Source organism: Lentzea sp. NBRC 105346 (assembly GCF_030269605.1).
Lineage (GTDB): Bacteria > Actinomycetota > Actinomycetes > Mycobacteriales > Pseudonocardiaceae > Lentzea.
Map to the genome: position 1 here is coordinate 66132 of NZ_BSTQ01000006.1, position 23280 is coordinate 89411.

At 66.7% G+C, this 23280-nt stretch carries 20 protein-coding genes and 1 tRNA gene; 10 read left to right on the top strand and 11 right to left on the bottom strand.

All coding sequences use genetic code 11. The annotated features are described in order from the left end of the window. Window positions 1–21: 21 nt before the first annotated feature. A complete protein-coding gene (locus QSK35_RS14745) occupies window positions 22–1608 on the top strand; it encodes a CHAP domain-containing protein (protein WP_285746287.1) in 1587 nt (528 codons plus the stop codon). Here QSK35_RS14745 and QSK35_RS14750 read toward each other — a convergent pair. Next, window positions 1605–2294 carry a hypothetical protein gene (locus tag QSK35_RS14750; RefSeq protein ID WP_285746289.1) on the bottom strand — a complete coding sequence of 230 codons (690 nt, stop codon included), beginning with the start codon at window positions 2292–2294 and terminating at the stop codon, window positions 1605–1607. The genes QSK35_RS14745 and QSK35_RS14750 overlap by 4 nt on opposite strands. Window positions 2295–3146: 852 nt before the next feature. Here QSK35_RS14750 and QSK35_RS14755 point away from each other — a divergent pair. The 3 genes from QSK35_RS14755 to menC are packed head-to-tail and all read left to right on the top strand — an operon-like array spanning window position 3147 to window position 6357. Beyond that, window positions 3147–4529, top strand: a complete 1383-nt coding sequence (locus QSK35_RS14755) for an amino acid permease (RefSeq protein WP_502881661.1) — start codon at window positions 3147–3149, stop codon at window positions 4527–4529. After that, window positions 4526–5260, top strand: a complete 735-nt coding sequence (locus QSK35_RS14760) for a hypothetical protein (protein WP_285746293.1) — start codon at window positions 4526–4528, stop codon at window positions 5258–5260. Before QSK35_RS14755 ends, QSK35_RS14760 begins: the two co-directional genes overlap by 4 nt. Further along, window positions 5257–6357 carry an o-succinylbenzoate synthase gene (menC, locus tag QSK35_RS14765; RefSeq protein WP_285746295.1) on the top strand — a complete coding sequence of 367 codons (1101 nt, stop codon included), beginning with the start codon at window positions 5257–5259 and terminating at the stop codon, window positions 6355–6357. The genes QSK35_RS14760 and menC overlap by 4 nt, the downstream gene beginning before the upstream one ends. Here menC and QSK35_RS14770 read toward each other — a convergent pair. From QSK35_RS14770 to hrpB, 4 genes are read right to left on the bottom strand one after another with little or no spacing between them, the layout of a single operon-like run. Next, window positions 6332–6925 (bottom strand): HD domain-containing protein, encoded by a 594-nt coding sequence (locus tag QSK35_RS14770; RefSeq protein WP_285746297.1) that lies wholly within the window; start codon window positions 6923–6925, stop codon window positions 6332–6334. The genes menC and QSK35_RS14770 overlap by 26 nt on opposite strands. After that, window positions 6922–8019, bottom strand: coding sequence for a macrolide family glycosyltransferase (locus QSK35_RS14775; protein ID WP_285746299.1), 1098 nt, complete (start codon window positions 8017–8019; stop codon window positions 6922–6924). Before QSK35_RS14775 ends, QSK35_RS14770 begins: the two co-directional genes overlap by 4 nt. Before the next feature lie 24 nt (window positions 8020–8043). Beyond that, window positions 8044–9567 (bottom strand): GMC oxidoreductase, encoded by a 1524-nt coding sequence (locus QSK35_RS14780; protein ID WP_285746301.1) that lies wholly within the window; start codon window positions 9565–9567, stop codon window positions 8044–8046. After that, complete coding sequence (gene hrpB / locus QSK35_RS14785; protein WP_285746303.1) at window positions 9564–11927, bottom strand: ATP-dependent helicase HrpB; 2364 nt, start codon at window positions 11925–11927, stop codon at window positions 9564–9566. Before hrpB ends, QSK35_RS14780 begins: the two co-directional genes overlap by 4 nt. Window positions 11928–11954: 27 nt before the next feature. On the opposite strand from hrpB, the gene QSK35_RS14790 reads away from it, so the two are divergent. Both QSK35_RS14790 and QSK35_RS14795 read left to right on the top strand, forming a co-directional pair. Further along, a complete protein-coding gene (locus tag QSK35_RS14790) occupies window positions 11955–13004 on the top strand; it encodes a glycosyltransferase family 2 protein (protein WP_285746305.1) in 1050 nt (349 codons plus the stop codon). Next, on the top strand, window positions 12997–13806 hold the full coding sequence (locus tag QSK35_RS14795; RefSeq protein WP_285746307.1) for a GNAT family N-acetyltransferase: 810 nt from the start codon (window positions 12997–12999) through the stop codon (window positions 13804–13806). The genes QSK35_RS14790 and QSK35_RS14795 overlap by 8 nt, the downstream gene beginning before the upstream one ends. On the opposite strand, the gene QSK35_RS14800 is transcribed toward QSK35_RS14795, so the two are convergent. After that, window positions 13795–15882, bottom strand: a complete 2088-nt coding sequence (locus QSK35_RS14800; RefSeq protein ID WP_285746309.1) for an acyltransferase family protein — start codon at window positions 15880–15882, stop codon at window positions 13795–13797. The two genes, QSK35_RS14795 and QSK35_RS14800, sit on opposite strands and share 12 nt — an antisense overlap. Window positions 15883–16007: 125 nt before the next feature. Between QSK35_RS14800 and QSK35_RS14805 the strand changes: the two genes are divergently transcribed. From QSK35_RS14805 to QSK35_RS14815, 3 genes are all read left to right on the top strand, one after another. After that, on the top strand, window positions 16008–17291 hold the full coding sequence (locus tag QSK35_RS14805; protein WP_285746311.1) for an MFS transporter: 1284 nt from the start codon (window positions 16008–16010) through the stop codon (window positions 17289–17291). A gap of 46 nt (window positions 17292–17337) precedes the next feature. Continuing rightward, on the top strand, window positions 17338–18096 hold the full coding sequence (locus tag QSK35_RS14810; protein WP_285746313.1) for a DsbA family protein: 759 nt from the start codon (window positions 17338–17340) through the stop codon (window positions 18094–18096). Window positions 18097–18236: 140 nt separating this feature from the next. Beyond that, window positions 18237–18309 (top strand) — tRNA-Ala (locus QSK35_RS14815). Here the strand turns inward: QSK35_RS14815 and QSK35_RS14820 are convergent. The 3 genes from QSK35_RS14820 to QSK35_RS14830 all read right to left on the bottom strand — a co-directional run bounded on the left by QSK35_RS14820 (window position 18263) and on the right by QSK35_RS14830 (window position 20888). Beyond that, entirely contained in the window at window positions 18263–20053 is a 1791-nt protein-coding gene (locus QSK35_RS14820; protein ID WP_285746948.1) for a recombinase family protein, read from the bottom strand. The genes QSK35_RS14815 and QSK35_RS14820 overlap by 47 nt on opposite strands. 69 nt (window positions 20054–20122) lie before the next feature. After that, window positions 20123–20566 (bottom strand): recombinase family protein, encoded by a 444-nt coding sequence (locus tag QSK35_RS14825; protein WP_285746315.1) that lies wholly within the window; start codon window positions 20564–20566, stop codon window positions 20123–20125. A gap of 142 nt (window positions 20567–20708) precedes the next feature. Next, the gene (locus QSK35_RS14830; protein WP_285746317.1) at window positions 20709–20888 is read right to left on the bottom strand and encodes a hypothetical protein; all 180 of its coding nucleotides are present in this window, start codon (window positions 20886–20888) and stop codon (window positions 20709–20711) included. A 782-nt stretch (window positions 20889–21670) separates the two neighbouring features. Between QSK35_RS14830 and QSK35_RS14835 the strand changes: the two genes are divergently transcribed. After that, entirely contained in the window at window positions 21671–21946 is a 276-nt protein-coding gene (locus QSK35_RS14835) for a helix-turn-helix domain-containing protein (RefSeq protein ID WP_285746319.1), read from the top strand. A 31-nt stretch (window positions 21947–21977) separates the two neighbouring features. On the opposite strand, the gene QSK35_RS14840 is transcribed toward QSK35_RS14835, so the two are convergent. Together QSK35_RS14840 and QSK35_RS14845 are read right to left on the bottom strand one after the other, a co-directional pair. Further along, window positions 21978–22766 (bottom strand): deazapurine DNA modification protein DpdA family protein, encoded by a 789-nt coding sequence (locus QSK35_RS14840; protein WP_285746321.1) that lies wholly within the window; start codon window positions 22764–22766, stop codon window positions 21978–21980. Beyond that, on the bottom strand, window positions 22763–23254 hold the full coding sequence (locus QSK35_RS14845; protein ID WP_285746323.1) for a VUT family protein: 492 nt from the start codon (window positions 23252–23254) through the stop codon (window positions 22763–22765). Before QSK35_RS14845 ends, QSK35_RS14840 begins: the two co-directional genes overlap by 4 nt. Window positions 23255–23280 lie beyond the last annotated feature (26 nt).

The following is a 23280-nucleotide window of genomic DNA, read 5'->3' on the forward strand; positions in this document are numbered from 1 at the left end:
AAGAAGCAAAATAACTAGGGGGTGGGCAAGGAGCACAACTTGTCTACTAATCCTGAATCTCATCCTGTCGATCAACTGATGTCGCAATTGGATGTTGCCTCACACGCCCGCTTTCAATCCGTTCTCGATGCTGGCAAGAATCTGGCTGTTCGAGCTATAGCTGCTATCGGTATTGCCACGAGTGTAATCACCGTCGAATCGGTCGCTAACCCGCCGAGTGCCGTCGCTGAAACGGGAGGCTATCCAGACTCGGACGCTGCCGACTGTTCAGCGATGTTTGATAAGTATTCGTGGTGCAAAGATGAAAACAATAACGGTAGTTTCGGCAATGGTGAACAGTGGAGTCCCCGCGGCTACGACTATAAAAACTGCACTGACTGGGCTGCATGGCGAGCACCCCAACTTTCAGGAAAGGGCGTACCTGCCGGGCTGGGGAACGCCGCCAGCTGGGATAACAATGCTCCCTCATCATGGGACAAGGACGCCACCACGCCCGAACCTGGTGACATAGCGCAGAGCGAGACCACCGCGCCTTATGGTCATGTAGGTGTTGTAGAGGGTTACGTTAAGAACGCGCAGGGAGTCGTAACTTCCATAACTGTTTCTGAGTACAACAAAGGTGGAAACGGAGAGTATCAGCTCAACACATATAATCGTGCCGCCGATGGTACATATCCGCGTGGATCAGGCAAGAAGTGGGACACTTTCCTCGATCTTAACGGTGCTGGCAAGGGTATCAACGGTGCAGACTTGAATAACGGTTCAGGTAACGGTGGTTCCAATCCCGCCAAAACCCACATGCTCCTCGATGGCCTCGATCGAGTCCAAGCCCGTGACACCATTGGAGAGCAAGGCTGGGTAGAAGAAACCAATGCAGGCGGTGCCAAAGACGTTGCAACCGGCGGTGGGGTGCAACTCGTACTTGACCACGCAGGTCGTGTCTGGTCACGCAACACACTCGGGAAAGAGGGCTGGCGTATGGAGACCCAAGAGCCTTCAGCCGTTGAAATCGAAATGGGTAGCGACGGCACCATGATGCTGCGGGACTTTGCCAGCCGTATCTACGCCAAGAAGTATGGTGAAGCCGACTGGGTAAAGATTGCCGACGAAGGGGCTGCCCAGGACATCGAAACCAACGGTGGCGTGATGGCCCTCCGCAACTATGCCGATCAAATCCAGATCCGTAGCGGCTCCATCACTAATGGCTATTGGTATGCGGCCACAAATGAATACTCCGCCCGTGAGCTGGAAGTCGGGAGCGACGGCACCCTTATGATCCGCAACTACATTGATGAAGTCTATACCCGGAAAGAGGGTGACTGGGTTAGAGAGTCGAATCCAGGCGGAGCAGCAGAAATAGCCACCAACGGCGGCCTGCGAGTCGTTCGCAACTACGCCGGGGAAATTTGGCGGAAGAGCGGTGCTCTCAACATGGACGGCTGGCAGCCCGATGCCGCAGCTGGTTCCGCCGTTGAAGTCCAAGTGGCCGATGACGGTACTCGCATCATCCGCGACCATATCAACCGTATCTATGCCCGTGGCATGGGGCCGAATGATGATTGGGTCCGGGAGACAGGTCAGGACGCAGCTAAGATGATTGCCGACTAACCCTCAGTCGGAGAGCTATCTTGCGCTTCGCTCTCCGGATTCGTATATAGGAATGGAATCCGTTCGTTGACGCTGCGAAGTTTATTCAACTCCCCTGGCGTCATCTCGCGGACCTGATCTTTGACTTTCGCTAGTACTTCTTCGGCTGCCACCCTCAGGCCTGTGAAGTCGAAGTATATGGTGATCTCGCTTTCAATGTCGCGGCAATCAATCATGTACCATCCCGTTCCGTTGGGTTCGGGCATCTCCGTGGCCGGAGTCTCGTCGAGAATGTCAGGTCTGAATCCTGCTTTTAGTACGGCTCCGTCCAGAGTTCGCCCATAATCGGCCATTACCCAAGCGCGGCCGACGTGCACGACGGGATTTCGTGCGCAGTACCAAAACGCGTCGGCGACAGCTTTTGGCCAACCGGTTTTTCTGGCAAGCCAGGGTACAAGAGTATCGTCAATACCCAGGGGCTTCACGCTCTTCTTGCTTATGTGGGCCAGGCGGTTAAGGAGGGCGGAGTGCCAAAATATCAGCTCCGCTTCTTCGAGATAGTGATACCTGCCTGCGCGTGCTTCGCTCTTCAGTCTCGCAAGTTTTGTATCCATGTGCTGAAGCCAGAAGTCAAGCTCACCTAGGCCGTGGCGTAGCCACGCTTGGCGTGTCTCTTCTGGATCAAAATTTGCAGGCATTGATGGCATCTGTGGATATTGTATGATCAAACGTATTCTCTGTCGAATGTCAATAGCATGTAACAGACAGCCCGGCTACCGTGGCGCAGCCCGGCTGTCTGTGTTTCGACCATTGACGCTACGCCGCGCGTGGCCGTCGCTTCCGCGCACCGATCTCCCGCAGGAGCCGCCTGATCGTCTTCTCTCCTGTTCCGTAGCGCTGCGCTAGTTCTGACTGTGTCGCTCCGTCTAGGTACGCAGCCGCCAGCTCCGCGACCCCGTCCTCACCCAGCCGTTCCCCGAATGTCGTCCGCTGCGCCACGTGCTCATCTGACTGCACACTGAGCCGCTGTCCACTGTCCAAGCCGCCTACCCCAGTGAGCTTCCTGATCACCGTCTCAAGCTCGAACAGCAGGTCTGTGCGGTTCGAGTAAGGGCTAATGAGGTCCACTCATGGGGGGCGAGTGCTCGCGGAGAGCGCTCGCCCCCATTCGTTTCGGGTGTTTTCTGGGGGCCGAGCCCCCAGACCCCGCGCCGGGGGCAAGCCCCCGGACCCCCGGTGGGTTCCTCCGGTGGTTCCTCTCGTCCGCATGCTTCGCTCGGCGCCCGTAACGCGCGCAGCGCGATTCGGGGCGGCGAGTGATCACGATGCCGAAGGCGAGCCACGGGACCAGGACCAACTACGAAACGCAACGGCGAGCGAAGCGAAGCCCTTGCCCCTCACCCCTTCCGCCCCTCCTCCTCCTTCATCTCGCCCCTTTCTTGCTCTCCCAAGTCCCTCTCCCTGCAACCTCAAGTCCTCCCCAAGGAGCATGAGCCATCGGGGTATAGGTGGCCGATAGGTCAATCTGTAGGGGTTAGGTTGACCTGATGAGCAGCGGACTGGGCGTGCGGGCGCGGGTGTTGCGGCGGAAGCCGATTGAGCAGCTGACGCATCCTGGTAGTGGGATGCACCGGAGTCTCGGGGTCGGCCACCTCACGATGATCAGCATCGGGGCCACGCTGGGCACCGGCATCTTCGTGGTGCTGGGGCAGGCGGTTCCCGCCGCGGGGCCGGCGATCGTGCTGTCGTTCGTGCTGGCCGGCTTCACCGCTCTGTTCAGCGCGTTGAGCTACGCCGAACTGGCCGGCCTGATTCCCGCCAGCGGCTCCAGCTACTCCTATACCTACGCCACGCTCGGCGAACTGGTCGCGTGGGTGTGCGGCTGGTGCCTGATCCTCGAGTACGGCGTATCCGTCGCCGCCGTCGCGGTGGGCTGGGGCCAGTACGTGAACGAGCTGCTGGACCTGCTCTTCCACTTCCGGATCCCGGACGCGTTGAGCCAGCCGCCGGGTGCGGGCGGCGTGGTGAACATCCCCGCGGTGCTGATCGTGGTCATCTCGATGCTCGTCCTGCTGGGCGGTGCGAAGGGCAGCGCGCGGACGAACACGATCCTGGTGTTCATCAAGGTCGGCGCCCTGGTGATCTTCTGCGCGGTGGCGTTCACGGCGTTCAAGGCCGGCAACCTGAAGCCGTTCTTCCCGCTCGGCCTCGCCGGCATGAGCGCGGGTGCGGCGACGTTGTTCTTCTCCTACATCGGGTTCGACGCGGCGTCCACCGCGGGCGAAGAGGCGAAGAACCCTCAGAAAGACCTTCCCAGGGCGATCATCCTCAGCCTCGTCGTGATCACCGCGCTGTACTGCGCGGTGGCGCTCGCGGCCGTCGGCGCGATGCCGTGGCAGCAGTTCGAGGGCTCCGAGGCGGCCCTGAGCCGCGTTCTCACGGACAACGTGAGCGGCTCGATCTGGCCGATCCTGCTGTCTGTCGGCGCGGTCGTGGCGACGACCAGCGTCGTACTGACCGTCCTCTACGGACAGACGCGCATCCTTTACTCCATGGCGCGCGACGGGTTGATGCCGTCGTTGTTCGCGCGGCTGAGCCCGAACACGGGTGTGCCGTTCGCGAACACGATCATCGTGGGGCTGTTCATCGGCGTGCTGGCCGCGCTGGTGCCGTTGGGGGCGTTGGCGGACGCGACGAGCATCGGCACGCTGTTCGCGTTCGGACTGGTCAACGTGGCGGTGATCATCCTGCGGCGGACCAGGCCGGACGCGCCGCGCGGGTTCCGGGTGCCGTTCTCGCCGATCACGCCGTTGCTGGGTGTGGCGTTCTGCGTCTACATGATGTTCAGTCTTGGTGCGATCACGTGGGTGGCGTTCCTGCTGTGGATGCTCGTCGGGTTCGTCATCTACTTCGGGTACGGGATCAGGAAGGCGAATGTGTGAGCGTCGAGTTCGCCGAGGTACGTGACGTCGCGGGGATCGCCCGCGTCGCCGCGTACTTCTCGGAGGTCTGGAACACCACGGAGTCGGTGCTGTCGTCGGAGACGCTGCACTGCATCCGGCACGCGGGAGGGGCGGTGATCGGCGGGTTCGAGCACGACCGGCTGGTCGGGGCGACCGTCGCGGTCTTTGGGCCACCCGCGGACAGATCGGTGTACTCGATGATCGCGGCCGCGCAACCCGGCGTCGGGCTGCCGTTGAAGCTCGCGCAGCGGGACTGGGCGCTGGCCGCGGGCGCGACGACGATGCGCTGGACCTACGACCCGCTGGTGTCGCGCAACGCGCGGTTCAACCTCGTCAAGCTCGGCGCCGTCGTCACCGAGTACACAGTGGACTTCTACGGGCCGATGAACGACGGCGTCAACGACGGCGACGAGAGCGACCGGCTGACCGTCAGCTGGGACCTCACCGCCAAGCCGCGGCCCGAACCCCTGGGTGGTCCGACCGGGCAGACCCTGCGCGTGGCACCGGACGGCGGGCCGTTGGAGGTCACCGACGGCGAGACGATCTGGTGCCGCGTGCCGTCCGATGTGGTCACCCTGCGCGGCGAGGACCGGGAGGCCGCGCTCGCGTGGCGCAAGGCCGTGCGCGATGTGCTGACCGAGGCGTTCGCCGAGGGGTACGTCGCGACATCGATGTCCAGGGCGAGCTGGTACCGGTTGGAGCGCAAGTGAAGATCGAACGCATCGAGCTGCTGCACGTCGCGATCCCGCTGGTGTCGCCGTTTCGCACCTCGTTCGGCACGATGACGACGAAGGACACGTTCCTGCTGCGCGTCGTCACCGACGTCGCGGAGGGCTGGGCGGAGTTCGCGGCGGACCCGGAACCGTTGTACTGCTCGGAGTTCGTCGCCGCGGCGGAGATCGTGCTCGCGGACCACCTGGTGCCGCGCGTGACCCCCGAGATCACCTCGGCCCAGGTCGCGCCGCTGACCGAGGCGATCAAGGGACACAAGCTCGCCAAGGCCACGCTGGAGACCGCGATCCTCGACGCCGAGCTGCGCTCGTACGGCATGCCGATCGGTGCTTTCCTCGGTGCCACAAAGGATCGCGTGCCGTCCGGGGTGTCGGTCGGCATCAAGGACTCGATCAAGGCGTTGATCGAAGACGTCGAGGGCTACCTCGCCGAGGGATATCTGCGGATCAAGCTCAAGATCGAGCCGGGCTGGGACGTGGAGCCCGTTCGCGAGGTGCGGCAACGGTTCGGCGACATCCTGTTGCAGGTCGACGCGAACACCGCGTACACGCTGGCGGACGCCGAACACCTGCGGCGGCTGGACGAGTTCGACCTGTTGCTCATCGAGCAGCCGCTCGCGGAGGACGACATCCGCGGGCATTCGCTGCTGGCGCAACGGGTTCGCACGCCGATCTGTCTCGACGAGTCGATCACGTCGGCGAAGGACGCGGCGACGGCCATCGCGCTCGACGCGTGCCGCGTCGTGAACATCAAACCGGCGCGCGTCGGCGGGTATCTCGAAGCGCGACGGATTCACGACGTCGCGGTGGCGCACGGGATTCCCGTGTGGTGCGGCGGAATGCTGGAGACCGGCGTCGGGCGCGGGCCGAACCTGGCGCTCGCCGCGCTGCCCGGTTTCGTGCTGCCCGGCGACGTCTCGGCGTCGAAGCGCTACTTCGCCGAGGACATCACCGAACCGTTCGAGCTGGTCGACGGGTACCAGATCGTGCCGACCGGGCCGGGCATCGGGATCGATCCGATCCCAGGGACGTTGCGCCGCTTCACGACCGCTACCCGGACGCTGTACAGCTCCTGAGCTCGCGTTCGAGGTTCGCTCGGGCGCGCTGTTCCCAGCGCGTCCGGGCGGCCTCGGTCTGGTAGATCGGGTCGCGGGCGAGCAGGCGCCGCAGGACGTTCCCGCGGCCGGTGCGCCAGGCCTCGTCGTCGTACATCGAGTACTCCTCGCGTACGGCGCTCGCATACCGGTCGTACTCGTCGCGGTCCGCCGCGAGGATCGCGAGGTCGGCGTCCAGAAACGCCTGCGCCACCGGGTCTTCCGACGAGTGCGTGATCGTGGCCAGCACGATGTGCTCGACGCGGTCCGCGGCCCACGCGGGTACGTGCTCGCGCGCCCAGGCCGCGCTGGCCCGCTCGTCGTCGCCCGGCTTGCCGTCGTAGATCACGTCGTGCGCACACGCGGCCAGCACGAGCACCGCGAAATCCACGATCCCCAGGCCGAGGTCCTCGACGAGCAACGTCACGTCGCGCAGCACGGCGTTCACGTGGTCCGCGTTGTGGTACTTGCGATGTGGCTCGGCGTAACGCTGTTCCAGCTCGTCAGCGCCGTCCTCGGAACCGCCCGCCGCGAGCCACTCCTCCCTCACCGGAGCTCGGCCTCGATCACTTCCGCTGCCGCTGATGCGCCGCCGGCCAGTTGGATCATCGCCTGCATGTCCTTGAGGCGCGCGGTGATCGCCGGGTCGGCCATCACCTGGTGCGCCAAGGATCGCAGGCTTTCCGCGCTCACCGCGTCGGGATCGAGCAACACGCCGAGCCCGAGCTCCTCGACGCGCATGCCGTTGAGGGCCTGGTCCGCCATGCGCGGCACGACGATCATCGGCACGCCGTGCACCAGCGCCTCCATCACCCCGCTCATGCCGCCGTTGGTGAGGAACACGCCGGCGTGCGCGAGCACGTCGACCTGCGGCACGCACGCGTGCACCTCGACGTTCGGCGGCACGATCATGGGTGGGCGGCCGACGACGACCATGTGCCACGGCATGCCTTCCACGGCGCCAACGCACTCGTGTTCGAACCCGCCGAGCGACGCCAGTACGACCGGATCGCCGCCGTTGCGCGGGGTCCACGAGCCCTGGAAGCCGCGGTCGCCGACGCACGGCCCGACGAACGCGAAGCGGTCGTCGAACGAGTCGCCCTCGTACTGGAACTCGCGCGGGAACAACGCGATCCTGCGGCGCGACAACGACATGAACTCGGGCAGCGGCCCGCCGACGAGCGCGTGCACGTCGGTGAAGAACGTCATGACCTCGGGTTTGCCCCAGTCCACCGGTACGCCGGCCTGACCGAGCGACCACACCTGGTTGCTGCTCAGAATCGTGGCGAGCTGGATGTCCGGCACGTCGTGGCGGCGGGCGATGAGCGCGCCCGCCCAGGAGCCGATGTCCCACAACACCATGTCCGGCAGGTCGTGCTCGAAAGCCTTGCCGAGCACGGGAAGCGTGGTCACCGTCTCCTCGTAGACGAGCCGGGCCGCGTCGTAGAGCGATGGCGGCAGCATCTCGGGGATCGTCGACTCGTACCGGACCGGGCACGCGCCCGTGCTGCGGACCGCGTCGGTGAATCGGTCGGTGACCGGGCAACTGACGCGGTGGCCGCGGCGCACGAGCTCGGCGAGCAGCCCGAGAACGGGGTACACGTGACCCCGTTCCGGCAGGACGAAAACCGCTATGTGCGCCATGTTGTCATTAACGTTGTTCGGTTCCTAACGGTTCAAGTCTTCGGTCAAAATCCGCGCGAGGTTCCGTTCGGCGAGCGCGGTGATCGTCACGAACGGGTTCGCACCGACCGACCCGGCGATCAGCGAACCGTCCGTGACGTACAGGTTCTGCTGCCCGCGGACCCGCCCGAATTCATCAGTTGCGCGCCCCAGCACGCAACCGCCGAGCGGGTGGTAGGTGAAGTCGTCCGAGAACGCCTTGTTGTTCCCGAACAGGTCGTAGCGGTATGTGGTGAGATTCGACCGGTTGAGCTCGTCGAAGAGTGCCTTGGCTTTCTGGACCGCGGGCCGGCTCTGCTCGCTCGTCCAGTCGAGAGTGACCGTGTTCGTGTTCCGGTCGTACCGGAAGCCGGCGCGCTCGGGGTTGTCGGTGATCGCGAGATACAGAGCCGTGAGCGTTTCGATTCCCGCGGGCATCGGTGCGATCTCGGCGAACACGCCGTTGTCCCAGTCGTCGATGGCGAGCACCGGGATCGTGGACTGCCGGAACCCGGTCGGTACCGCGCGTGCGGTCATGACGTTGCCGTTCGGGCCCCACCCCTGGCCGATGTGCTCGTTGAGGTCCAGGTCGCCCGTCTCGCGTGCCCGCACGAGCAGCTCGGTGGTGCCGAGGCTGCCGGCGCCGAGGAAGAGGTACCGGCAGCTGAACTCCTTGGTGCGCAACACTTTCCCGTCGGTGTCGATCTGCTCGACGGTGAGCCGGTAGCCCGGCTGGATGCGGGTGACCCGGTGCAGCGGCAGGATCGTGACGTTGCCGGTGGCGAGCGCGTCCCTGAGGTAGGTCTGGTCGAGGCTCGCCTTGCCGTGGTTGTTGCCGTAGATCACCTCGCCCGCCGTCGCGGATCGTGGCGCCTCGCCCAGTGTTTCCTTGCGCATGTGCTCGAAGTCGTAGACGTTCGGCACGAAGGTCGTCTTCTTGCCGGCTCTGCCCGCGTGGGCACGGGAGACGCGCGCGAAGTGGTAGTACTCGGTGGTCTCGAAGAACGTCCGGTCGATCGTGTTGACGCGAAGATTCTTGTTGGCCAACGGAAAGTACGTGCCGTACATCTCGTCCGCGTCGACCTGCGGCAGGATCTTCTCGAAGTACTCACGTTTGGGCGTGACGGCCATGCCGCCGTTGACGAGCGACCCGCCGCCGACGCCCCGGCCGACGTACACCGACATGTTCGGGTAGTGCACTTTGTCGAGGACGCCCGCGTACCGCTCGATGTCGCGGTTGACCACGTCCAGCCACAGCAGCGTCTCGAGTGGAGCCTCGGTGCGGTCCTTGAACCACATCGACCGCCGGTCCGGGTGCAGCATGTCGCAGAAGACCTTGCCGTCGGGACCTTTCTGGTCCCACGACTGGCCCATCTCGAGCATCAGGGTCTTGATGCCTTTTTCACCCAGCCGCTTGGCGGCAACGGCGGCTCCGTAGCCGGTGCCGACGATGATCGCCTGCGGTTCGGGCTGGGGAATGAGTGGTGCGAGGCCCACTGCCGTCAGGAAGGACCGGCGGGTCAGTTTCATGTTGGATCAATATAGGCGGGCCAGTCGTGTTTCGGGTATCGGCCTTTGAGCTCTTTGCGGACCTGGAGGTAGCCGTTCTGCCAGAACCCCTTGAGGTCGCTCGTGACGGCGGCCGGGCGTCCGGCGGGGGAGAGCAGGTGGATCGTGGCCGGGATTCCGTTGATACGAGGGGTTTCCCGCCAGCCGAAGGCGTCCTGGAGCTTGAGGCTGATCTGTGGCCCGTCGCCGGTGTAGTCCACTTTGGCTCGTCTGCCGTTCGGGGTGACGATCTGGTCGGGCGCTTTTTCGTCCAATTGAGACGCTTCCGGCCACGGCAGCAGCTGTCGGAGAACGTGTTTGGCGTCGATCTTGGCGAGGTCGGAGCGTTTGCGAGCCTCGCTCAGGTCGATGCGGGCGATGATGTGCTCGTCGGTGATCTCCGGCCAGTTGCTCGTCCGGTGTAGGAAGTCGAGTCTGGTCCGGAGGCGTTTGGCTTCTTCGGTCCAGTTCAGGAGGCTGATGCCTTCCTGTTCCAGGCCCAGTTTCAGTGCTTGTCGGGTGGCTGCCGGGTCTTTGATGGGGCGTTCTTCGAGGACGATCGCGCCCAGCTTGAGTTGCCTGGTGGTTTTGACGTCGCCGTCCCAGGCGATGACGTCCTCGGTCTGGATGAGGGCCGGGGCGGCGGTTCTGGCCAGTTGTTCGTCGGCTCGTGCGGCCAGGCGGACCTTGCCGTGGGTCCGGCCCGGTTCGCGGTCCGCCGTCGCGATCGCGAGCCACTCGGCGTCGCCGAAGCCCTGGGCTTCCACCGCGGTGCCGCCGGCCATGAGGTAGACGGGGCTGCCTGGGGTGCGGCGTCGGGCGATGCGTTCCGGGTAGGCGAGGGCGACGATGAGGGCCGGGTCGTTCCGCGCGGCCCCGGAATTGTCGGTGTCGCGTGGGAGAATTGAATCAGGGGGACCCCCTGACGGGGAGTACCTCTGCGAAGCGTTCGCCGAGACCAGCTTCTCCAGGCGGCGCGCCTCCCGCCGCCACCGCCCATCCGATCGCAGCGCGGCCACCAGATCCGTACTGGTCGCCGAGGAGTCGTCCAGCAACGCGACCACCTCGGCGGCCGTCCGCGCCCCCGTCAACGGAGCCCCATCAAGCAACGCCCGCGCCAGCCGCGGGTGCAACCCGACCTGAGCCATCCGCCGCCCACGCGAGGTGGCCCCGTCGGAATCCAAAGCCCCGAGCGCCAGCAACACCTCTCGCCCAGCCGACAGCGCACCGGCAGGCGGCGCGTCCCACCAAGCCAGTCCAGCACCATCCGGCGTACCCCAACACGCGAGTTCCAGCGCGAGCCGGGTGAGGTCGGCCGTCCGGATCTCGGGCTCGGGATAACGCGGCAACGTCGCGTGCTCGTGCGCGGGCCAGCACCGATACACCCGCCCCGGCGCCTCACGCCCCGCCCGGCCCGCGCGCTGGTCGGCCACGGCGGCGGACACCCGGACCGTCGCCAGCCCCGACAGGCCACGCCGATGGTCGACACGGGGCACGCGGGCCAACCCGGAATCGACCACGGCACGCACACCCGGCACGGTCAGACTCGACTCGGCGATCGAGGTCGCCAGCACGACCCGTTGCCGCGGACCGGGCCGCAAGGCGAGGTCCTGCGCGGCGGAGCCGAGCCGCCCGTGCAACACCACGGTGTCCACATCCAACGCGGCGGCCACCCGGTTGATCTCCCCGACACCGGGCAGGAACACGAGCACATCACCGTCCACTTCGGACAAAGCTGATCGAACAGCCCGCACGACGGTTCCGGCGAGCTGTTCACCACGAACCGGGGGGACGTGCGACACGACAGTCGAATAGGTACGCGCCGCGACCGAGAGCACGGGAGCGTCACCCAGCAGAGCGGCGAGGCGTTGCGCGGCAACGGTTGCGGACGTCGCGAGCACCGACAGGTCCGGACGGAGACCGGCGCGAGCGTCCAGCAGCAGAGCGAGCAGCAGGTCGGCGTCGAGGTGACGTTCGTGGCACTCGTCCAGCAGCACGGTGTCGACACCGGACAGCTCGGGATCGTTCTGCAGCCGCCGCACGAGCAGACCCGAGGTGACCACCTCGATGCGAGTAGCGCGAGACACCTTGCGGTCGCCGCGCACGGAGTAGCCGACGGTCCGCCCCACGGGTTCGCCGAGCAGGGCGGCCATGCGCGCGGCGGCGGCTCGGGCGGCCAGTCGGCGGGGTTCGGCAACGACGACGCGGCCGGGCAGGGCGAGCGGCACGAGCGTCGTCTTGCCCGTGCCCGGCGGCGCGACGAGCACCGCGCAGCCGGCCGACGACAGCGTGGCGACGATGTCCGGCAGGACGGCACGAACCGGCAGATCGGGCAGCTCCACAGCAGGTGAGTGTGTCAGGGTTGGACCATGGTGCTGAGGGGTGTGCTGGCTCTGGCGGCGGTCGCGCGGACAGCGAGGACGCTCGCACAGTGGCGGCGCGTGCCGGACCTGTCCGCGGCGGAAGCGACGGCCACGGTCGCCGCGATCGTGCCCGCGCGCAACGAGGAGGCGACGCTCCCTGAGCTCCTGCCCGCACTGAAGCGCCAGGTCAGCCGCTTGATCGTGGTCGACGACGGGTCGACCGACCGCACCGGTGAGATCGCGGGCGAGCACGCCGAGGTCGTCCACGCGGACGGGCCGCCGGAGGGCTGGGCGGGCAAGGTGCACGCGATGCACCTCGGTGTTCGGGCGACGAACGACGAGGAGTGGCTGCTGTTCATGGACGCGGACTGCGTCCCGGCGCCGAACCTCGTGCCGCGCCTCGTCGCGACCGCCGAGGAGCTCGGCGCGGATCTGGTGTCCATATCGGCACGATCGGAAACGGCCGACCCGGGGTGGTGGTTCCTGCTGCCCGCGTTCAACACATTGGTCTTCGAGGGCTCGCCGCCGGACGGCAGGGGCGTGACGGCGCTCGCTGTCGGGCACTGCATCCTGGTGCGGCGCAAGGCTTTCGAGCTCGCCGGTGGCTGGGAGGCGCTGGCGGCCTCGCACGCCGACGACGTCGGCATCGCCACCGCGATCCGGGACTCCGGTGGTGTGCCGCGGTTCGTGGACGGCGGCGCGGCGCTGACGACGTCCGGCCTCGCCGGTGTCGGACAGACCTGGCGGTCGCTGCGCAAGAGCATCGTCGGGGGATCGCACGAGATCCTCGGTGACCGCGCCAAGCTGTTGCTCGGCATCGCCGGCGTGCTGCACATCCTGTACGGCCTGGCGCCGGTCTTCGCGGCCCGGCGGTCGAAGCTCGCGCTGATCGCGTGGGCGGCGCAGTCGGCGGCGCACCTCGAGTTCGTCCGCCGCGTCGGCCAGCCGAAGGCCTCGGCCGTGCTGGCGCCGTTCTCGTGGGCCGCGATCGGCGTGTTCCTGCTGGACTGCGCGCTGCACCGGGACACGACGTGGAAGGGCCGCCGCGTTGGTTGACCCGCTCCGCGACCCCGACGACCCGGAACTGCTCGACCCGTACCGGGCCCGCGAGCTGGCGTCGTTGATCGAGACGACGCGGCTCGCCTCCGGCGCGGTGCGCTACGGCAAGGTCGGCCGCGTCGGCTGCGCCCAGGTCGTGGTCAACCGCGAGAACCCGCTGCCGTCCGGCAACTTCGCATGCGCGCTGGACGGATCGTCCGTCGAGGTCGCGGGCACGTTGCTGCGGCTGGAGCAAACGTTTGCGGACGTGGGTCGCGCCGAGGCCGTCGTGTACGCGTCGCCGACGACCGTCGACGAGATCGAGGGCATCGCGGACGACTCCGGCTGGTACGCCGTCGAGGAACTGCTCGCCATGGTGCACCGCGGAACCGTCGAGGTCGCGAACGTCCGGCGCGCGGTCGACGCGGACCTGCCGGGCATCGCGGAGCTGCTGTCCGACGAGCTGGTCGGCGCCAGGTCGCGGCTGCTCAAGCACCTCGGCCACCGCTTGGACGATCCGCGGTGCGTGCTGCTCGTCGTGGACGACGGCGAGCGCCTGGCCGGGTTCGCCGGTGGTTTCGCCGAACGCGGCGTCGGGCTCGTCGAGCAGGTGGTCGTGCGGCCCGCCCGGCGCCGGCGTGGCGTCGGGCGCGACCTCGTGCACGGCACGGTCATGGCGCTGCGGTCGGCCGGGGCGTTGCTGGTCGCGGCCCAGGTCGACGAGGGCGGTGCGGGGGAGCGGTTCGCCGACGCGTGCGGCTTCACCGCCGCCTACCCCGTCACCGCCTACGTGCGCCGGGTCGACGAGCTACTTGAGTGAGGCCGCCAGCATCGGCTTCAGGGTGCGGCTGAACTCGGCGTTGAGGTGGTCCTGGTCGTAGTAGACCGCGACGTTGCCGACGACCGCGTGGCACCGCTGCTCGTCGCAGAAGTGATCCGTCAGGTCGACGAGCGTCACGTTCGGGTTCGACCGCGCCACCTCGGTGAGCGGGTCGGCCGGCTGCGCCTTCGAACGTTCGACCGCGCACGCGCCGGGGTTCGCCGGGTTGAGCGCGACGCAGTCCGGTGAGCGCACCTCGCCGTTGAGCGGCGGATCGGTGAGCACGACGACGCGCGCGCCCGCGTCCGTCCACTTGCGCCAGCGCGGTTCCAGGCCCGCGCGGTACTGCTCGGTCTGGGAGCGGCCGCTGCGGTCGTCCACGGACTCCCGGCGTGCGAAGAACGACAGGAACACCATCGACGGCATGTCGGCCGCGACCACGTCGGTCATCCGTGAAGTCCAGTCCGTGCACCGCTTCGTGTCCTCTTCGGACGCCTTGCCGCGGTAACCGGTGAACCGCACGTCGGCGAACGGGCAGCCGCCCAGCAGTCCGAGCTTGAGCACCCACCTCCGTTCGCGCGCCAGCTCGAACAGCGGTGCCTGCCACTGCTGGGCGTGCGAGTCGCCGACCAGCCAGACCTTCTCGGCCGATGACGCGCCACCGCTGAAGTCGCAGATGGACGTCGTGGGCTTGTCGCCCGCCTTGTGCTCGTCGGTCAGGCGGCACTCGGGCGCGTTGCGCCAGTACTCGTTGACGGGCCCCATCGCGACCGTGCGAGCCGGTCCGAGCGGGTTCGGGCAGCCGTTCGTCGCGATCATCGCGGCAGCACCGTGGCACGGGCCGCCGATACCGGCCGCCGCGTCGCGTTCGGCCTGCGCCACGTGCCTGGTGTAGGTCCACTGCAGGCCGCCGGCCAGCACCGACACGACGACGAGCCCGGCCACCATGCCCGCGAAGGTGAGCCGCGAGCTCCGGACCAGCGGCCCCCACTCCATGCCGCGGTCCTCGATCACCACCTTCGACACCCAGGCGAGCACCAGCGACACCGCGAGCACCCCGAGCAGCTGCGGCGTCGTGAGCTCGCCCACTACGAACGGCGCTACCAGCAGCACCGGCCAGTGCCACAGGTACAGCGAGTAGCTGATGCCGCCGACGAACTGCACCGGCCAGGACGCGGTCACCGCGGTGTGCCACTGCCGTCCGGACCGCAGTCCGGAGATGATCACCAGACCGGTGCCCGCGGCCGGCACGAGCGCGGTGTAGCCGGGGAACGGCGTGTGGTGGTCGTACGCGAGCGCGGAGAAGACGATCAACATGAAGCCGAGGAACGCCGCGAGCCCGGCGATCTTCTCGGACAAGACGAGCTTGCTCGCGGCCAGCGCGACGCCCGCGCCGATCGCGAACTCCCAGACGCGCACGGGTGTGATGAAGTACGCCTCGCTGGGGTGCGCGCTGGTCCAGTACACGCTGAACGCCAGCGACAGCGCGCCCATCACGGCGACGCCCGCGACGACCCAGCGCCTGCGGCCGATCTTGAAGAACAGCAGCAGAAGCAGTGGCCAGAACAGGTAGAACTGCTCCTCGACCGACAGCGACCAGTAGTGCCGCACGAGACTGGCCGCCGCGTTCGCCGCCGAGTAGTCGACGGACTTGGCCGCGAGCAGCCAGTTCTCCCAGTAGGTCGCGGCGGCGAACGACTCCCAGGCCGTCGCCTCCCAGCGCGGGTAGGGCAGCAGCAGGTACGCCAGGCCGATGCTGAGGCCGAGGACGACGAACGCGGCGGGCAGCAGCCGCCGCACGCGTCTGGCGTAGAAGCGTCTCAGTCGTACGCGTCCGGTGCGAATGATCTCGCGGTCGAGGTGCGAGGTGATCAGGTAGCCGGAGATGACGAAGAAGACGTCGACGCCGACGTAACCGCCGGTCAGGCCCTTGGGCCACAGGTGGTTGACGACGACGGCCAGCACCGCGACCGCCCGCAGTGCCTGGATGTCCGTGCGAAATCCGTTGCCACGGCTTGTGGTGGCCGCAGCCTTCGGCCCGACGTCCGTCGGACGCCGGTCGGTTGACGTGCTCATATTTGGTTTTCCCCCAGTTGTCGCTGCAGATAGGTCGCGCGAGGGGGCACGGAGGTTGCATCCGATTTGCGGGGAATATTTAGTTGCCGCGTGACATATCCTTAGCAGGGCTAAGGGAGGCGCGGGTGCGGGAGCGGTTACCGAGCGAAGTGTGGGTACTGGTCGCGGCGAGCTTCATCATCGCCGTCGGCTTCGGCATCGTCGCGCCGGTGCTACCGACGTACGCCGCGGCGTTCAACGTCGGAACGACCGCGGTATCCGCCCTGATCAGCGCTTTCGCGTTCGTGCGGCTCGCGTTCGCCCCGGTGAGCGGGCGGCTCGTCAGCCGTTTCGGCGAGCCCAGGGTCTACATCGCCGGCATCCTGATCGTCGCCCTCGGCACGACGGCCTGCGGCTTCGCGTCGAGCTACCCGGAGATGCTGATCTACCGTTCGGCGGCCGGAGTCGGCTCGACGATGTTCACCGTCGCCGCGCTCGGCCTGTTGATCCGCATCACACCGCCACCGATGCGCGGACGCGCGTCGGGGTTGTGGGCGACCGGGTTCCTGCTGGGCAACATCGCGGGCCCGATCATCGGCGCCGGGCTGGCGTCGTTCTCGGTGCGTGTGCCGTTCGTCGCGTACGGCGTGATGCTCTGCGTGGCAGCTGCCTTCGTGTGGTTCTTCCTGCGCCGCTCGACCCTGGCGGCGCTGGACCGCTCCGATGCGCCGACGATGACGCTGCGGACGGCGTTGCGTTCGGCGGCGTACCGCGCCGCGCTGGCCTCGGGTTTCGCCAACGGCTGGGCGGTCTTCGGCGTGCGGATCTCGTTGATCCCGCTGTTCGTGGTGCAGGCGCTGCACCACTCGCCGGCCGTCGCCGGTGTCTCGCTCTCTGTGTTCGCAGCGGGCAACGCCTCAGTGCTGATGGTGTCCGGCAAGATCGCCGACACCTACGGCCGCCGTCCGGTCGGCATGGCGGGCCTGGCCACCGCCGCGGCGGGCACGATCTGGCTCGGTTTCACGTCGACCGTCCCGATGTTCATGGCGGCATCGCTGGTCGCGGGCATCGGCGCGGGCCTGCTGAACCCGCCGCAGAACGCCGTGGTCGCGGACGTGATCGGCGCGAAGGGCAAGGGCGGCCCGGTGCTGGCGGGCTTCCAGATGGTCACCGACCTGGGCGCGATCATCGGCCCGCTGCTTGCTGGTTTCCTAGCTGACCAGTTCTCCTACCAGGCCGCTTTCACGGCCACGGGCATAGCCATGATCGCGGCGCTCGGCTTCTGGGTGATCGCGCCGGAGACGCTGCCGGAGCACGTTGATGAGCACACCGCGGAGCAGGTGGCGAGCGAGTGCGGCTGCCTCGACGAGGGCGCGGAAATCCCGACGGGCGAACGCGTAGGCGGCCGGCCACGTCACCCGGAGGCGTGACGTCCCACTCAGGCTTTGCTCAGTTTCCCTCGGTACCCTCGCCGCCGTGGGTGGTGCAGAGCGCAATGCGCGGAAAAAGAAGCAAGCCGCGCGTGCGGTGACTCAGGCTCGGGACTCCGGCAACCGCACGGCCGTAATCGCCGGCATCGTCGTAGTGGCGCTGCTGGCCGTGGGCGTGATCGGTTACGTATTCCTGAACCGGGGCGGAGCCGATCTCGGTGCGCCGGACCAGAAGAACGTGACCGCCGCACCGTCCGTGCGCGACGGCGCCGTCGTGGTCGTGGGCAAGGACTCCGCGAAGAAGACGGTCGACCTCTACGAGGACTTCCTCTGCCCGGCGTGCGGCGCGTTCGAAAAGGAGTACGGCGCCGCGATCCGCAAGGAACTCGACGCCGGCACCCTGAAGGTGCGCTACCACATGCTGCCGATGCTCAACCGAGCGTCGGTGCCGCCCGGCTACTCCCAGGACGCCGCCAACGCGGGCCTCTGCGCGGCCGACGCGGGCAAGTTCCCGGCGTACTTCGAAAGCCTGTTCGCCGCGCAGCCGCAGGAAGGCGGCCCCGGCCACGACAAGGCGGCGCTCGTCAAGCTGGGCAAGGACATCGGCCTGACCGACCCGTCGTTCGAACAGTGCGTCACGGGCAGCACCTACAACAAGATCCTCGACGACGAGATGGCTCGAGTGGGCAAGGAACCGTCGTTGTCGCGCAACGGGTCCTTCCGCGGGACGCCCACCGTCGTCGCCGACGGCAAGGTCGTCGACTGGCAGAACTCCAACTGGCTGGCCGACATCCTCAAGAGCTGATCGCGGCTCCGTCGGGCCTGAGGCTCCTACCAGGCCCGATGGGGGTTGGGGACCCCCGATTTTTATCTGTTCGGGCCCGTGTTGTACGGTATCTCCACACGAGAACGGCAGGGAAACCTCGCCGGAACGTGGACCTTCAAGGGGCTGTGGCGCAGCTGGTAGCGCATCACACTGGCAGTGTGAGGGTCAGGGGTTCGAGTCCCCTCAGCTCCACCCTAGGGGTCTTACTAGAACAAGTGCCTGAATGAAGGCCACGGAGTAGGACCGCGACGCCTGATGGCGAGCATGGGCCACCCGCATTGCGGGTGGCCTTGTCGTTTGTGAGCTGTGGTGTGGTTGCTGCGCCCCGCTGGCGTTGGATGGCGTGGAGTTCCCCGAAGGGCTCTCGGAGTTCGCCGTCGGTGATCTTCTCGTCCTCGATGTAGATGGCGTAGAAGATTGCTTGGTTGAGTAGACGCCGCTGCTGGTCGTCGCAGCGTCGGTACAGCTTGTCGGGCTGTTCGAGCAGGGTGAGACTGGCGTCGACGAGCTGGGCGCTGTCAGTGAGATCGGCGTTGGCGGTGTCGAGGCGCCCCTCCAGGCGTCGGCGGTCGCGGGCGATGTCGCGGAGCCGCTCTTTGACCTTGGTCTGTGGGAGCGTGCTGTCGGCTGCGAGGTCGATCAAGTTCTCCTCCTTTGTGTCGAGTTCCTTGAGTTGCGCGGTGATCTGCTTGCGCAGCAGTCGTGCGGACTTTTCCTGCTCGCCGATCACGGCATCGATTTGGTCGCGCATTTCAGCGATGAAGGGCTGGCTGAACCGAATCGCGCTGTAGTGGCGCTCTACGGCGTCCTCGACGAGCACGACGTTGACGTGGGGTGCTTGGCAGGTTCCCTTCTGCCGGCCGCGACAGAAGAAATACAGATACTCGGAGCCCTTCGAGTTGATGGTCCGTTGGATGATCATCCGCCGTTTGATGCCCTCGCGTTGGCAGCGCCCACAGAAGAGCGATCCTTTGAGGTAGTGGTGGTGCACGCGGCGGCGTTCTTGTGCCGTCGTTCGGGAGTCGAGGATCTCCTGGACCGTGTCGAAGAGGTCCTCGTCGATGAGCGCCTCGTGCCGTCCCCGGATTTCTTCGCCCTCGTACTCGACGTATCCGAGGTAGTAGCGATCGCGCAGCATTTGCGAGATCTTGTTCTCGGACACCTTCTTGGAGGGGTGGCGCCGGGTGGCCCTGGTTCGTAGGCCGCGGTCGTAGAGCTCGTCGGCCAGTTCCTCTTGGGTGTAGTCGCCTGTCGCGAAGAGCTCGAAACCCAGCTGGACAAAGGACGCCCGTTCGGGGTCGACGATGATCGTGCGGATTACGCGGCCTTCGGAGTGATCGATGTGGTTGAGGTAGCCGAGCTTGGCGCGGCCGAGAGTGCCGCCGTTGCGGGCCTTCTTGCCCATCTTGTATGCGATGTCCGCACCGGACTGGCGGGATTGGTACTCGTTGAACGTGGCCAGGATTCCGTGCATCAGCTGGCCGACCGGCGTGTCGTCGATGGCCTCGGTGGCCGAAATCAGGGTGACGCCCCGCTTGCGAAGGTCCGCCATGACGATCGCGTCGTCGTAGCGGTTACGCGCCATGCGCGAGAGCTGGTAGACGATGATGACGTCAACGTCGCCCTGGCTGCGGACCCGCGCGAGCATGCGCTGGAACGCCTCGCGTTTGGTCATCTCCAGGGCAGAGCGTCCCGGCTCGACGTACTCGTCGATGACCGTGACACCCATGTCCCGAGCCTTACGCAGACACGCTTCGCGCTGGGCCGGAATGGAGATGCCTTCCGGGTTGTAGTCGGTCTCGACCTGTCCCTTCGAGGACACGCGCAGGTAGATCACCGCGCGAGTGCCGGGTGCAAGGTCGTCCAACGGTGGCTGGATCGGGACGGTGACGTCCTGCTGCAGTTCATCGATGAAGTCGGCATAAGCGCTGGTCATGACACCTCGTTGTGAGTCGGCCTGGCTGGGATGGTGCTGTTCGGTGCAGTGAGCCCCAGGGCATTGCGGCTATCCCGCGAGCGGTGACTCATCGGCGGATTGCTGCTCGTGACGAAGACGGTCGCGACGATCTGCGAGCGCGCCCGCCTGTTCGATCTCCGCGACTGCACTCACCACACGCATGAGGAAGAGGCCGTGCGCGGTCTCGGTGTCCAGGGTGGGGTCAGCGGCCGAGACGACACGCACACCTCGGGACGTCATCTCGTTGAGCACGAAGGCGAGCTGCTGTGTCTTGCGGGAAAGGATGTACAGGTGGCTGACGACGAGGACGTCGATGACTCCAGATCGGGCTGCCGTCAATACCCGTTGCAGCCCAGGCCGTTTCAACGTGCCGCCGGATGCATAGTCGCTGCTGCGAAGAGTGATGCGCCAACCGGGTTGGGACTCGACGTAGGTCTGCAGGCGGTCGCCTTCGAGGGGATTGGGCCAGCGCTGGTAAAGGCCGACGCGCACCGCGCGTCGAGCCCGCGGGTCTTCGTCTCGACGACTGTGGGGATCGCAAGTGGCAGGTGGCCTTGTGCTGAACCCTCCTATCGGGACATTGACGAGCGACTTCGATCCGCTGCGTTCTTTGAGCGAGCGCGAACGCACGGCGTCATGCCGCATCGCTGCGGTGATCGCGATGACTGGCGCCCGCGCTGTCCGGCTCGGCGGGTGTCGGTTGCTCGCCGGATTCGGCACCCAACATGTCTGCCGCGAGGCTTGCGACCACCCGCGCGAGCTTGCGGATGTCCGGTGGATCGCGGCGAACGCCACGCACCACCACGTTGCGCACAGTCCTGCCCGCGCCAACGCGCCGTCGGGGTTGCCTGCGCGGCGTGCTGACGGGGCTTCCCTGCTCCTGGTCGGCCGGAGTAGGAACGTCGGCGCAGTTGGAGTTGGCCTGGTCGGGGTTGTGAGGTTGAGCGCACATGAGCGCCCCCTTCGTGCCCATGAAGCCCGCGACTGGCGGAGGTTCACGGGGCTGCTGGTCGGCGACAGGAACCGTCGACACAGCGGGCACTCCCAGCCGTCGACACCTGCGGTCACCGGTCCGCACGAAGCGGGTTTCGCGGCGACGCGGGCACGCACCATGACGTGCGTTGAATGAGCTGGGACCGCCGAAGCTGTCACGACCGACGGGCCTTTGCTCCCTGAGTGCGTCTGTGCGGAGCCGGCGCTCGTGGCCGTGTTGGACTCTTGCCGTTCGGCAGGACCGGAGGCCTTGCCGAACTCGTGCTGGAGCACCTCGTACGTACGAGATGGGCGGTCGACGCGAGTCCGGACGATCAGTACCGACGCGGACCTGGAGCGGCTTGGCGTCGGCATGGAGTTGAACGTGATGGGTGCCGTGCCGTCTCCTCTCTGTCGATCCGTGTGCAGGTCTGCCATTCAACTAAGGTAACACCTGAATAAATCTAGTGCAGCCTGTTCTACTCATGTATTACCTGTTTGTGGATGTGTGTCTGCTGAACACGCCGGACATGGGCGACAGGCGTCCGCCGCCATCGGGGACACTGAGCGTCAGTTGGCGACGGCGCGAAGCGCCGCGGAGCGACGAGCGCGGGACGGCAGCAGGTGCAGATCGAGTGGCGGCTGCGGAAGGTCATGGCCTCCCGCGACGTCTGGACCGCGACAGAACTGCGCGAGCTCCTCATCCAGCGCGCCGGGTTCGAGCTGTCCCTCCAGTCGGTTTCCGACCTGATGAAGAAGCAGCCGGTCCAGGTGAAGGTGGCGACTTTGCAGGCGCTGTGTACGACGCTGCGGTGCACGCCCAATGAGCTGTTCGGTATCGATACGCCACATGAGGTCTCGCTCGTTGAACCGGACAGCATGGAGTCGCGCGGCGAGTAGCGAACCTGCAGCGGTAACGTGGCGACGGTCCTCATGCGACCCTCGCCAACGGCTCTGGGGATGGGTCGTCCGCAGGTAGTCCTGTCGAACCCAGCGTGGTTTGGATTCGCCGATACCAGCTCAGCGCGAAGCGCAGGCAGTTCGACTCGGTGCGATGGCTCGGGCCGCATCCGGGGATGTATCGGCCACGCCTACTCCATGACATCGAGTCCGAACTGGAGAGAGTTTCGGCGTACCTGTTGAGGCCGGTGATCTTGATGCCGAAGCCGTGCAGGTTCAGGTTGCGCGTGGCGAACGTACGCATGATGAGCTCGACGTCGGCGCTGCTCTGGCGTCGGCACACCGTGCCTATTCCGACGAGGGGCTCGGCTGCCAGATCGATGCCGGCTCGGTGGTAAAGGTCGGCGCAGCGTTCGTAGTCGGACAGCTTCCAACCTTGCAAGGTGGGCACCCAAGGAACCTCGGGCGCGAGTTCCCGGAGGCGGACGAGGTTGCGCACGGTGCGCCGTTGATGCTCGCGGACCGTGAGGCCTGTGCGCTTGAGGATGCTCTGCTCACACATCCAGTCCTGGGGCGCGGCCCAGGCGAGGTTGCCGATCTCGTCGGCGTAGCGCCGGACCGCCTGGACGTAGTCCTTCTCGTTGGTCTGCCAGTGACCGTGGAGCTGCAGTTCGGTGAAGCCGCCGGAGTCGAGCGCCCATTCGGTGACGGACCTGGGCAGGGTGCGGCGGTGGCCGAGCCGCCGGTGCGAGACCAGCAGCGGAATGTCGCGTACGCGTGTGAGCCAGATGGGTTGGTGAATGCCTAGGAAGAACTTCACGCCGGCACCGCCCCCCGACGAGCGCGTGCGCTCGCGAGCACGGCGACCGCAAGGACGGTGGTGATGGTCTTCCCGGCGAGTTGCCCGGCGAGGTAGGTCAGCGAGCCGAACGCCAGCGGCAGAAACAGCAGGCTGTCGACAAGCAGCCCGACCGCATTCGACAGGCCCACCGCGGTAATGCGACCTCGGCGGCGCAGCGGCGTGTAGACGGCGAGGTCGACCAGTTCGGAGACGGCGAAGGCCGCCGCGCTGGCAAGCGCGATGCGCGGTGTGGCGACCAGCCCGGACAACGCCGCGCCGAGAGCGATCGCGAGCAGCGTTGTCCGGGTGCCAACGGCATCCTGTAGGAGGTCCCGGACAGTGAACGCGAGCCCGGCGAAGAGTGCTCCCGCAGGAATCTGCAGGGCCGCGACCGCGATCGCTGGCCACAATGTCGAGGCCCAGTTCGCCCCGACGACCGTCGCCGCGTAACCGGAGAACAGGACCACGGCGGCGAGCGTCCACCGACGGGTAG

Bases quoted from the DNA above. Each gene is read 5' to 3' on its own strand.
- QSK35_RS14750 (WP_285746289.1), bottom strand. From the start codon at position 2,294: ATGCCATCAATGCCTGCAAATTTTGATCCAGAAGAGACACGCCAAGCG.
- QSK35_RS14775 (WP_285746299.1), bottom strand. From the start codon at position 8,019: ATGGCGCACATAGCGGTTTTCGTCCTGCCGGAACGGGGTCACGTGTAC.
- QSK35_RS14780 (WP_285746301.1), bottom strand. From the start codon at position 9,567: ATGAAACTGACCCGCCGGTCCTTCCTGACGGCAGTGGGCCTCGCACCA.
- QSK35_RS14790 (WP_285746305.1), top strand. From the start codon at position 11,955: ATGGTGCTGAGGGGTGTGCTGGCTCTGGCGGCGGTCGCGCGGACAGCG.
- QSK35_RS14800 (WP_285746309.1), bottom strand. From the start codon at position 15,882: ATGAGCACGTCAACCGACCGGCGTCCGACGGACGTCGGGCCGAAGGCT.
- QSK35_RS14820 (WP_285746948.1), bottom strand. From the start codon at position 20,053: ATGACCAGCGCTTATGCCGACTTCATCGATGAACTGCAGCAGGACGTC.